This is a genomic window from Alteromonas sp. KUL17, from assembly GCF_006538305.1.
Taxonomy (GTDB): domain Bacteria; phylum Pseudomonadota; class Gammaproteobacteria; order Enterobacterales; family Alteromonadaceae; genus Alteromonas; species Alteromonas macleodii.
Window position 1 is genome coordinate 419,512 of the sequence record NZ_BJKJ01000001.1, and the last position, 15,193, is coordinate 434,704.

The 15,193-nt window shown below is 45.7% G+C and carries 9 protein-coding genes; all 9 read right to left on the reverse strand.

Annotation, left to right across the window (positions count from 1 at the left end):
- Positions 1-411 precede the first annotated feature (411 nt).
- Positions 412-1,728: a methyl-accepting chemotaxis protein gene (locus tag KUL49_RS01745; RefSeq protein WP_075175961.1), complete on the reverse strand. Its 1,317-nt coding sequence runs from the start codon at positions 1,726-1,728 to the stop codon at positions 412-414.
- Between the two features lie 284 nt (positions 1,729-2,012).
- Positions 2,013-3,611 carry a GGDEF domain-containing protein gene (locus tag KUL49_RS01750; RefSeq protein WP_131136086.1) on the reverse strand — a complete coding sequence of 533 codons (1,599 nt, stop codon included), beginning with the start codon at positions 3,609-3,611 and terminating at the stop codon, positions 2,013-2,015.
- Between the two features lie 4 nt (positions 3,612-3,615).
- Entirely contained in the window at positions 3,616-5,133 is a 1,518-nt protein-coding gene (locus KUL49_RS01755; protein WP_014975664.1) for a bifunctional UDP-sugar hydrolase/5'-nucleotidase, read from the reverse strand.
- A gap of 145 nt (positions 5,134-5,278) precedes the next feature.
- Positions 5,279-6,265: a glycosyl transferase family protein gene (locus KUL49_RS01760; protein ID WP_131136087.1), complete on the reverse strand. Its 987-nt coding sequence runs from the start codon at positions 6,263-6,265 to the stop codon at positions 5,279-5,281.
- Positions 6,249-7,232, reverse strand: a complete 984-nt coding sequence (gene cobA, locus KUL49_RS01765) for a uroporphyrinogen-III C-methyltransferase (protein WP_131136088.1) — start codon at positions 7,230-7,232, stop codon at positions 6,249-6,251. The genes KUL49_RS01760 and cobA overlap by 17 nt, the downstream gene beginning before the upstream one ends.
- A 12-nt stretch (positions 7,233-7,244) precedes the next feature.
- Positions 7,245-10,136 (reverse strand): nitrate reductase, encoded by a 2,892-nt coding sequence (locus KUL49_RS01770; protein WP_131136089.1) that lies wholly within the window; start codon positions 10,134-10,136, stop codon positions 7,245-7,247.
- A gap of 87 nt (positions 10,137-10,223) precedes the next feature.
- On the reverse strand, positions 10,224-10,595 hold the full coding sequence (nirD, locus tag KUL49_RS01775; protein ID WP_131136090.1) for a nitrite reductase small subunit NirD: 372 nt from the start codon (positions 10,593-10,595) through the stop codon (positions 10,224-10,226).
- A gap of 36 nt (positions 10,596-10,631) precedes the next feature.
- The gene (gene nirB, locus KUL49_RS01780) at positions 10,632-13,181 is read right to left on the reverse strand and encodes a nitrite reductase large subunit NirB (protein WP_131136091.1); all 2,550 of its coding nucleotides are present in this window, start codon (positions 13,179-13,181) and stop codon (positions 10,632-10,634) included.
- A gap of 311 nt (positions 13,182-13,492) precedes the next feature.
- Complete coding sequence (locus tag KUL49_RS01790; RefSeq protein ID WP_131136093.1) at positions 13,493-15,058, reverse strand: SulP family inorganic anion transporter; 1,566 nt, start codon at positions 15,056-15,058, stop codon at positions 13,493-13,495.
- Positions 15,059-15,193: the final 135 nt, after the last annotated feature.

Below are 15,193 nucleotides of genomic sequence, written 5' to 3' on the forward strand. Positions count from 1 at the left end.
GGAGGTTTATTAAAAGCTTTAGCTTATAAAACCATCTTTATTTTTTATTATTATGCACTTGCCATAAATACCGGAGATGATGATGCTTCCTTACCGTTCTCCGCTGAATCCTATTTGTTTACCCTATGGTAAGTGTTGTGCACTCCACTCTGCCATCGCATTTGTGTTTGAACCCGTTGCTTTGTACAGCAACGTTGTTGTTGCACGGATTAATTAGCACCCATCGTGCCAGAAATGTAAGCCATTAAAATTTATGAACATTTACACTATTGAGGTAAGAGAAAAGTGAGAATGAATTCGTTTTGGTGCACCAAAACAGGGGGGGTGTTCAACCTTGGTGCGCGAAAGCAGATACCAAGGTTGAACAAATATGGCCAATGACTAAAGCTGTCTGATTGTGTCGTTATTTTTCTAGAGGCGTTTAGTAAATTGCCCGATAGCGTTTACCACTTCATTGGCACCGCTTTGGATTTCGCTCATTGCTTTGCCTGACTGCGTTGAATACTCTAAGGCTTCGCGCGCTTTTTCCTGACCCGCTTCAATTAACTGAACTGCATTTTCTGTTAACTTTCTGTTTTCTACGACAACGTTTACGATTTCTTCAGTTGCGCTACTGGTTCGCGACGCTAGCTGCCTGACTTCATCGGCTACTACCGCGAAACCACGCCCTTGATCGCCTGCACGTGCAGCTTCAATAGCAGCGTTAAGCGCCAATAAATTAGTTTGGTCGGCAATTCCGCTAATACTTTTAACCAAGTCCGCAACTTTTTGGGATTGCTCATCAAGGTCCTTAATACCTTCACTCGCATTACCCATCTGTTTCGTTAATTCGTTCATCGCCTTAACCGTAGAATCGAGCACTTGGTTTCCCTTACGTGCTTGCTCTCCAGTTTCTTGCGAAATATTGAATGCAACGTTGGCGGCTTCAGAAATGGCGAACTCCCGCTTCATTTGCTCTGTAATTACCGTTGCAAATTTCACTACTTTATAAAGCTGACCATCTTCGTTTCTGATGGGGTTATATGACGCTTCTAGCCACACTTCATTCCCTCGGCTATCAATGCGTTTGTAGCGTCCAGATTCTAACTGTCCTTGCGCTAGCCCACGCCAAAACTGTTTGTACTCTTCCGAGTTCGCCTCTTGCTCTGTGCAAAAGATCCTATGATGCTTTCCAACTATTTGCTCCAGCTTGTAGCCCGTGCCTTTCAAAAAGTTTTCGTTGGCTTTTATGATGGTGCCATCAAGGTTGAACTCAATAACAGCAGAAGAGCGATGAAGCGCGGCAATCATATCTCTAAGCTCATTACTGTAAGAAATATTGCGCGTTTGCTCTGCCATATAGAAAGAAATACACTTCACATTTCCATAGGCGTCATCTATGGGCTGTATGATTCCTCTTACCCAAATCTCATGGCCTTTTGCATTATTGAAGCTAACTGCGCCATGCCAATGACGATGATTTTTAACAGCGCCTAGCATATCTTGAACGTCCGATTTCTTAAGCGATTTCGGGTCCATTAGGCTTTCAAGGGACTTCCCTTCTAGCTCTGAAATCTTAAATCCTGTTGCTTGAGTACATAGATCATTAATTGCACGTATACGTCCATCTGCATTCAACTCAATGTACAACATTTCTTCACGAAGCTCTTCCTTAACCGTTTGATATGCCGCCAGTTCCTTTTCCAAACGTTGGTTTTCGGCTATCAACTCTTTATTTTTGAAAAACATCCTGCGCTCCTAATTAACTTCGTTTCACGCATTATTTATCAGCCGACTTAGCTCATAACGAAGCCACCCTGACAAAATAGGCACTGGCGTATCACACTGAAATACGGTTAGTTGTCTGAAACGATAAGCTAGTTTTTATTGGTTTTGATTAAAGATAGCAGAGGAAATGAAGTTTATTGATGTTTCACACAAATAAAACTGAAGTTTTTTTGTTCAATAAAGATTAGAGAAAGCCCAGTTTGGGGATTGACATAAACCCGCCTCTTTTTACTATACAAAAATACTCATGGCAGTGATGAAAACACGCAGCGATTCCGGCCGCCCGTTTTGGCGTCGTACAAAGCTTTATCAGCGGTATTAAGGATCGAAGTTAACGTCCAGTTGTGGTGATTAACGAAATTGACCGTTGCAACGCCCAAACTTGCGGTAATTACGGGTGAAACTGTGCTCTTGCTGTGCTCTATCCCTAATGATTCTATCGCATCTCGAATCTCTTCAGCTTTCACCTTCGCGCCTTTCTCATCGGTATTGGGCAAAATCGCTACGAACTCCTCACCACCGTATCGAGCACAAAAATCAGTGTTACGGGTAATGACTTCATTAAGCCCAATAGCGACGGCTTTCAGGCATTCATCCCCTTTAGGGTGACCATAATTGTCATTGTAAAGTTTGAAACTATCGACATCCAAGATAACTACCGTCAACGGCCAGTCATACCGTTTTGACATCGCTATTACCTTTTCCATTTCCATTTCAAATGCCCGTCGGTTTGGGATGTTAGTCAGCGGATCGCTAAGTGACAAACGAATCAATTCGGTTTCTTGGCTCTTTACTCTCTCAAAATACAGTGCGAAGGTTTTAGCCAGGCGAGATATCTCGTCACTGCCTTCGAAGCTTGCTACTTCTTCACTATTTTTTTCAACCAAGTTGGTTAAAGCAATTAAACGCAGAATAATACGTTTGTAGATATAGAAGATGATGGCGCAACAAATAATCATCACAATTAATGAAAGTGCCAATGACAGGGTTATTTGTTTGGACACAGCTTGGTTGGCAGACAATGCGTAAAAAGAGGTGTCTTTTGTGATTGAAGATGCTCTAAACTCAATATTTGACGCGACTTCTTCAGCCAAGTGCTCAACAAAACTGCCTCGCCCTCTTGAACGTCCACGAATGCGCATGACATTAGCTTGTTTATCAATCATGCCCCATTTACCCAATACCCCCTCCTCTAGCGCACTTACCAGTTCGCTGCTGCGCTTGTCGAGCGTTGTCGCCTCACGCAAGGAAGCGATGCTTTCTTCAATATTGTCCTCTAACTTGCGTAACTCATGCAGTTGGAACTGCTGATTTATTTGGGCAATTTGTAATATCAGAGGAACCAGCGTTTGAGAGGATTGAATACCCACATACTGCGATTTATTGTCTTCAAAAATATTGTTCAAGTAAGTAAATAGTACTTCCCTTTCCACCCGCACTTCTTTTTCGACATCAATCCGCTGACGCACTAATGCGTTTAGTTCTTCTATTTCTAATGTAAGTACATTCAGCTGCGTCGCTAAGTACTTGTCTCCTTGCTCAAGCTTCAAATTGGAGGAATCCAGGCGCTCTATCGTTTCATCCAACTGGGTTTTGACGATACGCCGAGACGATTGGCTCTCAGACGATGTTAATCGCGCAGTAAGTGAAATTAAGTGCTGAACTTCACGCGTAATTTCAGTAGCTTGGCTAAGAGTGGGGATAGAAGACGAGGTGATATCGTCAAGTACTTTTCGCACGTCATTTAAACGCAGCAGCGACAAAAACAGTATCAAAAGAAAGAATCCCATCACACTGCATTGTGCAATGATAAACAGATACAAGGTCTTTTTCTTATGCTGCATCTGATCAACCGCCTTTTGCCATATTTATTATGCGGTTATCAGTTTTAGGCTTTATATCGTATTGATTGACGATGGCCTGCATTACAAGGTCTGATATTTGAGGGGGACGTGTACTCAAGGCCGGACGCTTTTCGGTATTCTTTAACGCATAGAAACCGTCTCCGCCATTAGCCAGAAAGTTACTTGTAGCCAATGAATAGGTTTTCGACTTATCTATTCGCTTTCCATTAATGGTGACATTTTTTACTCGTTGAAGCACTTTCGCTGAAGGGTCGAAACTATAAGACATACCCGATACATGAGGAAAACCACCTTTTAAATTTTGATATTGCGAAAGCCCCTCTTCCAGAGCTTGAATTAACTGAGCGCCAGTTATATCCAAAGCCACAACATGCGCGCGAAACGGCATTTCGGTGACAATATCTTGCCGAGTAATTGGTGTACCTGCCGTATATTGTTTGTTGCCTCGGATACTGCCTCCGTTTATCAAGGCAATTTCAGTATTGGCATAGCGTTTAATAGTATCCGCGACAAAGTTTACAAAAGGATTCTCTTCACTTCTCACTTCTTTGCGCGCAGTCGAAACGGCAATCTTCCATTCGCCAATTTGGATATTTAACAACCTCTTTAGGCGCGCTTCATACTCAATGAGTTGCTCGTTTAACTCAGCATCAGCCTCTATATCTTCTAACGGCTGTTCTATATACGACGTTGCTTGCCACCCAGCATTTTTCACAAAACTAGCAACGACAGCGGTGCCCTGCTGCGTAAGTACCATGCTATTAGGATGACGCGTAGTTTCGAGCAAACTTTTTTCGTCTAAGCGACTGTCTGTTATGAAAGCGACATCAATAATACGTTTGTTCAGCATGGTATTAATAAAAGGGAACGGGTAGGAATAGTGCAGCAAAATAATATCTGCGCCTTGCTGTCGCAATCTTTTAGACTCCTCCATGATGGCTTTTTGAGGAGGCGTTATAGCAATATCAGATAATTGGTACTCTTCTATCACTCTCTCATGTAAAACTGATATAACACCAAGAGTTAATTCTTCTTTTTCTACAATCACAGAAGTGTGCAGGCCATCTGGGGAACGCCCCACCCGGTTGTCTATTACGTTGCTGGCTACCAATGGAAAGGCTGCTTCATAAGAACGAAGAGATAATTCATCCTCATAGAAACTAAATTCTCTCTTTGTGACCCCCATCACATCTGGCTCAAGGGAATTGAGAATATCAATAATGTGGGAGCCACGGTCAAACGAGGATAGCGCGCTCGGCCCAATCGAGCCGCCGCCGAAAATGAAGAAGACGGTTTCACTAATTTGCCGCTGTTGTTTTACGAGGGTTTGAAGATTAGCGTAACGCCCTGTGCGTGCGTCGCTAATATTAGGCATATCTGCGGTTAGTACGAAAGTTACGCTAGAGGTTGTGACCTGTTCTCGATTTTCAGATACAGCATAACCTGCTCGAAATAAGAGCGACAGGCTAGCTAAAAATACGAGCCATTGCGTGATTCGCATAACACCACTTAAGGAAAACTTGTTAATACTATTAACAAGTATAGCAACGATTAAGTCAACGCGACGATTGGCTATTTTTCCTTAAAAAGAAGGGCTTTATATCAAGCAATATAGATAATTGCCCGCTCAAAAAACGCAGGTGACCTTAAAATGGCGTTGCGCTTTTATCGCGCTGTGCCCAAAGCTGCCTTGCCTGGGACAGGGCATCTGCAACATCACACTTTTGTAGCAGTACCAAATAGCTGGCAAGTGTGCTTAAGATGGCTTGTTCACCGTAAAGGCTATTCGCGTTACCCGCCCACACATCAAGCATGTCGTTAACGTTCATGTCTTTATCTTTAAGCGCCCATTTGTCAGCAACCACCGGCATTATTACTTCCTCGGTCTCACCATTTCGGGTAATAAATAGCTCAGTTTCCCGTTCACCATTAACTTCAGGATCTCCGCCATCACCACGAAAGCAAAGCGCATCTATAGATGGATAATTTTCATTAACGCGGCAGTGTTTGTGGTCAAGATGCATATGGTAAACGCCCTGTACACAAAATTGTGCAGCGGTGGGATTCAACAACCTTGCGAGGGTGTTAGCGCATGAACGCAGGCCAAATACCTCACGAAGCTTAATAATTGTGTCGAGCGCAGGCAGCAAATAAGACAAATCAAGGTAAGTCACCCCTTTATCCGTTAACTGCTGTTTGGCGTCTGCAATACTGCTAACTTCAGACAGGCCCAATTGGGGTAACGCTATACTTGCATAAAGGCGCCCCGACCCCGGTTCATGCGCACCGTGAAGCATAACCGAGTAACCATTGTTGGCTAGAACCGCTACGGCCAATAAGTACCACGGTAACTGGCGACGCTTTCCCGCGTAGCAGCCAATATCTAACGTGGGGGTGAGGTTTTTAACTTCTGGTTCTATCAGCTCTCTGCATGCATCGACAAAGCCAATAACTTCTTCTGGTGTTTCTTCACGGGTACGCAGCAACATAAGAAATGCGCCGCGTTGATCGCCTGTTACTTCATTGGCCAATACCATTTTCATGGCATGATAAGCCTCATCACGGGTAAGGCTACGCCCCCCTTTTTGACCTTTGCCAATAATTTTTATGTATTCACTAAATGGTTGCTGCATGCTTGGATGAATGTAGTAGAAGAGTATTTACCTGTTGACGAGACTCTACCACCTTTCCAAATATAAGTAACGTAGGCCCCGTTAAATTTGCTGCATCTACCTTGCTATGAATATCGGCAAGCACGCCAGTAATCACGCGCTGTTCAGGCGAAGTGGCATTTTCAATTGCCGCTACTGGCCATGTGGTTGGCACGTTGTGATGAATCAAGCCTTTGCATAGCCCTTCAAGTCGGCTTAGCCCCATATAAACCACCATGGTTTGCTTCAATACATTTTGCGCCATGGGTGCCATCTCTGGCCATTGATCCACGTCCTTAAAATGTGCGGTCATAAAACTCACCGACTGAGCACAACGCCTGTCGGTTAAAGGGATCCCCGTATAGGCTGACACACCCGATGCTGCCGTAATACCAGGAACAATAGCAAAAGGAATGTTGGCTTTTGTGAGTGCATCGGTTTCTTCGCAGGTTCTTGCAAATAGGGCTGGGTCACCGCCTTTTAACCGCACGACAGTGTGACCGTTACTTGCCAATTCAACCACTCGCTTGCATATAGCGTCTTGGGTAAAGCTATGCTTTTTGCAGCGCTTCCCTACATATTCTTTCACCACTTTAGAGGGAATTAGCGCGAGAATATCTTCGCTGACTAAAGCATCGAACAGCACGACATCAGCTTGTTGTAATAGACGAAGCGCCTTCAGGGTAAGTAACTCGGCATCGCCAGGGCCAGCACCGACGATGAACACCTGCCCTTGTTTATGACCTTCATTTTGCCTGTTTGCTAACTTCAACCACTTGCCAAAGTATGAATGCTTAGCTGGAGCTTTTGGATTATCGGAGCGCTGGCGCGTCGTCACGGTCGTGACCGAGGTAGAAATAGCATCGCGATAAAAGAGGTTTAACAAAGGTTTCTGCGGTTTAAATAAGGTGCGCAAAAACGGTAACGACCAACTAGATGCAATTGACATGATTTAACGCTCCTAAACAGATTGAATTTCAATGACTAAATGCTTGTCTATCAGCTGAGACAGGGCGGGCTTGCACGAGCCACAATTCGTACCACACTTTAATGCTTCACCAAGCTCTGCCACCGAACTACAGCCTTCTTCGATGGCATGTGTAATGGTTTTTTCGCGCACTTCAAAACAACTACAAACTACATCACCGTTTAAAAATGCGTCGTCTACTTGGCCTCGTAATAAATTGCGCTGTATGTCTGTGGAAACAGATGTGTTGAGAAGGCTGGCGAGCCATTCGTTAGGTACTGACCATGTGCTTTTTGAATGTGACGCTGCCTGCGCTGTTGTATGTGCGGCTGCTGGTGCCCTTTCAGCCTTTTCTGGCTCATCGCCTAAAAACGCAGCGAAACAGAGAGTATCATCGACAAGCGCAAGGCATACTGAGTATGTATGATGATGAAACTGCAATAGCACCGCGTTTTGCGGCAGCAGAGGTATCAACCCTTGGGTAAAATCCCGACGACCTTTGTTCGAAGCAACATTCAATACTGATAATGCTGCATCCGAGTTATTTAAAGGTGAAGACGCCTCTGTGCTTTCAAGCGGTGTCGTATTCCAGTAATCACACGCATGCTTTAGTGCGTCTTCACTAAACGGATTAAGTTTTGAATTATGTGCTGATTGGTTTACTGATGAAACAAAGAGCTTGCCGTAGGTAGCGAAATGAGCAGGCGCGATAGCTACCGCCGCGTGTTTTAACTCTGGCTGCCCTGAAATAGGGTCTACCGCGCTGGCGTAAAGTGCGCCTAGTTTACTGTGCGAACCCCATTGCGCCGACCAGTGAATGGGAATGAATACTTCCCCTTTGCGCATATCCGTATCCATTTTTACCGGGTAGATAACAGGAGTGTCTTTACATACTGTACTTGAAAGAGAAACAAGATCTCCGCTTTCAACGCCCAATTCAGCAGCGTCTTTAGGGTTGATATGCACGCAAGCACTTGGCATATGAGCCAGTAACTTTGCCGCTTTACCCGTGCGCGTCATGGTATGCCACTGATCTCGCGCTCGGCCGCTGTTTACAACAAAAGGATAAGCGTCTGATGTTACCTGTAATGGCGCTCTGTAAGTTACGGGAATAAGCCTAGCCTTGGCGTTGGGTGTTGAAAACTGCTTGTCTTCAAAAGGACGTTTACTGGTAAGGCTAGGTTGAGAATTAGAACTGGCCGTATTCTCAGCTTTTGTAACTGCTTGAAAGGGCCACTGCAAAAGCGATAGCCCGTTGTATTGAGCTTCACTTAACGCTTGTAAAGGTGACAGGTCTAATTGTCGCTTACCGTTATTTTGATAGCCGGTTAGCCCAGCGTATTCGCAGAATATTTGTGACGGATGGGTAAAATTAAATGCCTCGCCAAAGCCCATTTTACCCGCCACTTCACACAGTATTTGCCAGTCGTGTTTTGCACTACCTGGTGGAGGCAATATACCGCGCTGACGTGATATACGGCGCTCTGAGTTTGTTACCGTGCCGTCTTTTTCCGACCACCCCGTTGCAGGAAGGGCAATGTGCGCGTAGTTAAGCGTATCGTTAGATTCAACAATATCAGACACCACCACCATGTCACATTTAGAAAGTGCGCGTTCAACTTGACCGCGATTTGGCATACTGACAACAGGGTTAGTCCCCATTATCCAAACGAACTTTACCTTTCCACTCTCAATTGCATTAAACAAATCAACTGCTTTAAGCCCCTGCCCTTTAGGCATGACGGGTGCATTCCAATAGGTTTTAACAGCGCTGATATGATCAGGGTTTTCAAGGTCCATATGAGCAGCTAGCATATTGGCTAACCCACCGACTTCACGCCCTCCCATAGCATTTGGCTGGCCAGTAATTGAAAACGGGCCACAACCGTCTTTAGCAATTAAATCCATTGCTAAATGACAGTTGATAATGGCTTGGGCTTTATCCACACCAGCAGAAGACTGGTTTACGCCCATAGAATAAAAAGTAATTGCGCTAGAGGCTTTGCAGAAGGCATCAAAAAAGGCCTTAATACTGTTAATGTCAAGGTCGCATACTTTAGCAACGTCATCTAACGTTAAGGCATTTGCACTTTTAAGCGTTTCATCAAGCCCCTCGGCATAGCTCTCAACAATGGATTTGTTTATACGACCTTGTGCGTTTGCATAGCTGAGTAAACCGTTAAATAGGGCTACGTCGCTACCCGGTTTTACAGGAAGGTGTAAATCGGCAATGGTACAGGTTTCGGTTTTGCGTGGGTCAACAACAATGACCTTCATATTCGGATTTTTCAGCTTTGCTCGCTGAATGCGTTGAAAAAGCACTGGATGCGCCCACGCCGTATTACTCCCGGTGATCACCAGTAAATCTGTACATTCTAAGTCGGTGTAATCGCAAGGCACTACATCTTCACCGAACGCACGCTTGTACGCGGCAACGGCTGATGACATACATAGGCGTGAATTCGTATCGATATTGGCACTGCCGATGTAACCTTTCATAAGCTTATTGGCAATGTAATAGTCTTCGGTGAGAAGCTGACCTGATACATAAAAAGCAACGGCATCCGCGCCATACTGCGCAATGGTAGAGGTGATCTTATCCGCAATCACATCGGTGACCGTGTCCCAATCCACCGATTGACCTGCCATGGTTGGGTGAAGCAAACGTCCGTTTACGTCGTTTGTTTCAAGCAGGTTTGTTCCTTTAACACACAATCTTCCATAATTGGCGGGATGCTCTGGCGTGCCTTTAACAGTGTCCAGGGTTATGGCACGCGGGCTTACGTTGCAACTGATATCTACACCACACCCTACGCCGCAGTATGGGCATGTTGTTTGTCTTAATTGTTCAGACATCATGTCGGGTTGTCGTGTAGGCATATTCATTTCATTACCTTTTTCGATTTCAAAGCTTTTGAATGCATTTGGCTAGAAGGCTTTTTTCATGTGGGCGTTCAAATAAAGGCAGTTTGCTTAAACGCCGACAAAAACTTTTTCGCCCTCTACCTTCACAGCGTAAGCTGTGACGGAAACATCGTCGTGTTCTTTACACAGCCCGGTTTCTAAAAAGTAATGCTCTTTGTATAGAGGCGAAGCAACAACAGGCGCACCGCCTATCGACCCTAGAAGCCCGCGATAGAGTACGTTTGCTTTACCAATAGGGTCGTAGTTACTAATGGCGAAAACCTGGGTTTCGCCGTTTATCTTCAAACTGAAAATTGCCACTTGCTGTGAGTCGACAAGGGCGCAAACCCCACTGTTTGTCACTAAGTCGTTCGTCTCACAAACATAGTGCCATTGCACTTGCTGTGGTTCTGACGCCATTACATTTTGCGTTGCTGACATAATTTGATTCTCCTAACAGGGTTGATAAGCCAGTGGCTATACCATAGAGACAGGAATGAACTGATCTTTACCTGCTACTTTTTCAGCTTCAGTAGCTGGGCGAACCTGGCCTCGCTCTGAAACAAACTGAATATTGGTGTCGCTAGCATTGCTGTTTACGAATTGACGGAAACGCTTGCGCGACTCAGGGTTTTCAATGGTGGTTTTCCATTCGCACTGATAAGCATCAACCACAGCATCCATCTGTGCTTCAAGCTCACCATTAATGCCAAGAGCATCGTTTATCACAACGTCTTGCAGGTAAGCTAACCCACCTTCTAAGTTGTCCATCCACACCGATGTGCGCTGTAGGCGATCAGCCGTTTTCACGTAAAACATCAGCACGCGGTCGATGTACTTAATTAGGGTTTCGGTATCTAGGTCGGTGGCAAACAGGTCTGCATGTCGAGGCTTCATACCGCCATTCCCGCAAACATACAGGTTCCAGCCTTGCTCTGTAGCAATAACGCCAATGTCTTTGCTTTGAGCTTCTGCGCACTCACGGGTACACCCCGAGACGGCAAATTTAATTTTGTGCGGTGCGCGTAAGCCTTTGTAACGATTCTCTAAGTCAATGGCTGTGCCAACAGAATCCTGAACACCGTAGCGGCACCAAGTGCTGCCCACACAGGATTTAACAGTACGCAGTGCCTTCGCGTAGGCGTGGCCGGTTTCAAAACCACCAGCGACCAGTTTTTCCCAGATATCAGGTAAGTGCTCTACGCGCGCACCAAATAAATCAATGCGCTGACCACCTGTGATCTTGGTGTACAGGTTGTATTCTTTTGCCACTTCGCCGAGCAGAATCAACTTCTCAGGCGTTATTTCGCCACCAGGTACACGCGGCACAACCGAGTACGTGCCATCTTTTTGCATGTTGCCAAGATAAATATCGTTAGTGTCTTGTAGTGGAAGATGTGAAGCCTTCAGAATGTAATCGTTATACACCGAGGCTAAAATTGAGCCCACAGCGGGCTTACAAATTTCACACCCTAGACCTTCACCATGCAGCTCTAGTAGCTCGTCAAAGGTGCGAATGCCGTTTACCTTAACAATGTGAAATAGCTCTTGTCGGGTATGGTTGAAGTGCTCACAAATGGCTTTTGATACTTCCACACCGCGCTTTTCAAGTTCGCTATCTACAACATTTTTAAGTAAGGCAGCACAACCTCCACACCCTGTGCTGGCTTTGGTTTCGCCTTTTACATCGCCAACGCTACAACAGCCGCCTTCAATGGCTGAAACAATATCGCCCTTTGTCACATTTAGGCATGAACAAATAGACGCGGTGTCTGGGAGTGCATCGGCACCTAGTGCTGGTGCCGCATCAGATGATGGTAGGATCAGACTTTCTGGGTGTTCAGGTAATTCGATATTATTAAGCGCATACTGTAAGAGCGTGTCGTAGTCGCTGGTATCGCCAACGAGTACAGCACCAAGCACGTACTTTTGCTCGCTATCTACCACCAGCTTTTTGTACACGCCCTCGGGCTGATTTAAATAGGTGTAGCTAAGCGCACCGGCTGTGCGTTCATGAGCATCGCCAATTGAGCCCACTTCCACACCCATTAGCTTGAGTTTGGTACTCATATCTGCGCCAGCGAACTCGGCATCGCCGCCGGTTATATGACTTACAGCCGTGCGCGCCATGGTATAGCCAGGTGCTACCAGGCCAAATATTTTGTTATCCCACAGCGCACATTCACCCACAGCATAAATGTTTGGGTCAGACGTCACGCAGTGGTTATCAATGACAATACCGCCGCGCTCACCCAGTGTTAGCGCTGACTTTCTGCCGAGCTGGTCGGAAGGTCGAATACCGGCAGAGAATAAAATCATGTCAGTTTCTAGTGCAGTGCCGTCAGCAAACACCATTTTATAGCGGCAGGTATCACCGGCCTCAATAGTTTGCGTTGCCTTTTGGGTGTGAACCGTAACGCCCAATGCTTCAATTTTGTCCTTAAGAACGTTACCACCTGCTTGGTCTAGCTGAACCGCCATAAGCTGCGGGGCAAACTCAACCACGTGGGTGTCGAGACCGGCTTGCTTTAATGCGTTAGCGGCTTCTAAACCCAACAGCCCACCACCAACAACAACCCCTACTTTGCTCACTGCTGCTGAAGCTTCAATAGCGAGTAGATCGTCTATAGTACGGTACACCAAGCAATGCTCTTGATCGTTGCCAGGGATGGGTGGCACAAATGGGTATGAGCCCGTAGCTAACACAAGCTTATCGTAGCTAAACACCTGCCCTTCAGAAGTCGTCACTTTATTATTGTCACGGTCTATATCGGTAACCAAGGCATTGGTAACTACGTTTACGCCCCACTCGGCGTACTGAGCGGGTGTAGTGAGCGCTAAGTCATCAGCACTCGCGCCGCTAAAAAAAGACGACAGATAAACGCGGTCGTACGCAAGGCGTGACTCGCCGCATAAAACGGTTATTTCTACATTGGCATCGCTTTGGTGAAGCTGCTCAACAAAATGATGCCCCACCATGCCGTTGCCTACGACGACAATTTGCGTTTTTGAGTCCAATGAAGTCATGGTATTCCCCTTTTTTCGGGACAAAAAAAAGCCCGCTTCAACTTTCGTTGATGCGGGCTTCGTTGCCTATTTTGCCAACGGTTTAGGTCGGCTAACACATTTTACGGAGTGTTATAAATCACACAATTTTCAGCGATTGACACAAATCACCAAAACACACTTTACGTTTATAGCTATCCAAGTTCAGTGCCAAAACCGTAAACATTTGTTTTTATTTGATTTACTACAAAATAAGCATTATTCAGACTTCACAACTGCACCAAACAAACGCAAAACTGTGTTTACTTGGTGCATTAAGGCTTTCAAATAACTTAGGCCAGCTTATCCGTCGCTACGCGGTAGCGAGGATCTTCAACCACATTAATTTCAACAAACTTATCGGCCTTGCGAAGCAGTGAGCGACATTCATCACTGATATGGCGAATGTGTAGCTTTTTACCCTGCTCTTCGTATTTGTCAGCAAGGGTATCTAGCGCATCGATACCTGATGAATCCCAAATGCGAGAGTCTTTAAAGTCAATAACTACATCATTAGGGTCGTTGGCGATATCAAACAGGTCTTTGAAATGCGATACCGAGCCAAAGAACAGCGGGCCGTCTAGCTCATAGACTTTCCAACCGTCGTTATCGATATGGGATCTCGCTTCAATATGACGAGCGTGTTTCCATGCAAACACCAGTGCTGAAACGATAACACCCACCACAACCGCAATAGCCAGATCAGCGATAACGGTAACGCCTGTTACTAGGAAAAGTACGAACGCATCTTCTTGGTTTACGCCGCGAATAATTCTGAATGACGCCCACTCAAATGTAGCGATAACCACCACGAACATAACGCCAACAAGGGCAGCGAGAGGAATCATTTCAATTAGCGGAGCAGCAAATAGAATAAAGCCTAATAATACAACCGCCGCGGTGATACCAGACAAGCGGCCACGGCCACCAGAGTTAATATTAATCATACTTTGACCAATCATGGCGCAACCGCCCATACCGCCAAAGAAACCGTTTACGGTATTTGCAACGCCTTGGCCAACGCACTCTTTGTTGCCGCGCCCGCGGGTATCTGTCATTTCGTCAATTAATGAAAGAGTAAGAAGCGACTCAATTAGACCAACCAAGCAAAGAATGACTGAGGTAGGCAAAATGATCATGAAGGTTTCCCAGGTGAACGGCACCATAGGAATAGCAAAGCTAGGAAGTTCACCCGCTAGCGTCGCGGTGTCGCGCTGGTCAGCTGGTAGCAAATCGCGAACAAAGTCGATTACAGTGCGCGCTTCAAGGTCAAGACCGTGTACTAACAAGGTTACCGTAACAATCGCTACAAGCGACGCCGGTACAGCTTTGGTTAGCTTTGGCAATAAATAGATAATGGCCATGGTTAGCGCCACAAGCCCTAACATCCAATATAACAGCGTACCTTCCATCCACTGTAATTCACCCGCTGCGTTGGTCACTTTGAACTGGCCTAATTGCGCCAAGAAAATAACAATTGCCAAACCATTTACGAAGCCTAGCATTACCGGATATGGGACCAGACGTATAAACTTTCCGAGCTTGAAAATACCGCACATTATTTGCAGTAAACCAGCCAAAATAACCGCGGCAAATAAATACTGCACGCCGTGTTGGGCAACCAGTGCCACCATTACAACGGCCATGGCGCCGGTAGCACCAGAAATCATTCCTGGTCGGCCGCCAATAGCGGAAGTGATTAAGCCCATCATGAAAGCCGCATAAAGACCAATCATTGGTTCTACGCCGGCCACAAATGCGAATGCAACGGCTTCAGGGACCAAGGCAAGCGCCACGGTAATACCTGATAGCACGTCGTTTTTAACGTTGCTGTCTTTACTGGTAATTAAATCGAACATGTTCTCTCAGAAGCTAAGATGTTAAACACAACAACCCACCATGGCGTACACCGCGTTAAAGCAGAACACCAAGTAGGTAGGAGATTTTTTCGGCGATTCTATCACCATTGTAGCGCAAAATCTTTTAATAGATTG

Bases quoted from the DNA above. Each gene is read 5' to 3' on its own strand.
- KUL49_RS01745 (WP_075175961.1), bottom strand. From the start codon at position 1,728: ATGTTTTTCAAAAATAAAGAGTTGATAGCCGAAAACCAACGTTTGGAA.
- KUL49_RS01750 (WP_131136086.1), bottom strand. From the start codon at position 3,611: ATGCAGCATAAGAAAAAGACCTTGTATCTGTTTATCATTGCACAATGC.
- KUL49_RS01755 (WP_014975664.1), bottom strand. From the start codon at position 5,133: ATGCGAATCACGCAATGGCTCGTATTTTTAGCTAGCCTGTCGCTCTTA.
- KUL49_RS01760 (WP_131136087.1), bottom strand. From the start codon at position 6,265: ATGCAGCAACCATTTAGTGAATACATAAAAATTATTGGCAAAGGTCAA.
- cobA (WP_131136088.1), bottom strand. From the start codon at position 7,232: ATGTCAATTGCATCTAGTTGGTCGTTACCGTTTTTGCGCACCTTATTT.
- KUL49_RS01770 (WP_131136089.1), bottom strand. From the start codon at position 10,136: ATGAATATGCCTACACGACAACCCGACATGATGTCTGAACAATTAAGA.
- nirD (WP_131136090.1), bottom strand. From the start codon at position 10,595: ATGTCAGCAACGCAAAATGTAATGGCGTCAGAACCACAGCAAGTGCAA.
- nirB (WP_131136091.1), bottom strand. From the start codon at position 13,181: ATGACTTCATTGGACTCAAAAACGCAAATTGTCGTCGTAGGCAACGGC.
- KUL49_RS01790 (WP_131136093.1), bottom strand. From the start codon at position 15,058: ATGTTCGATTTAATTACCAGTAAAGACAGCAACGTTAAAAACGACGTG.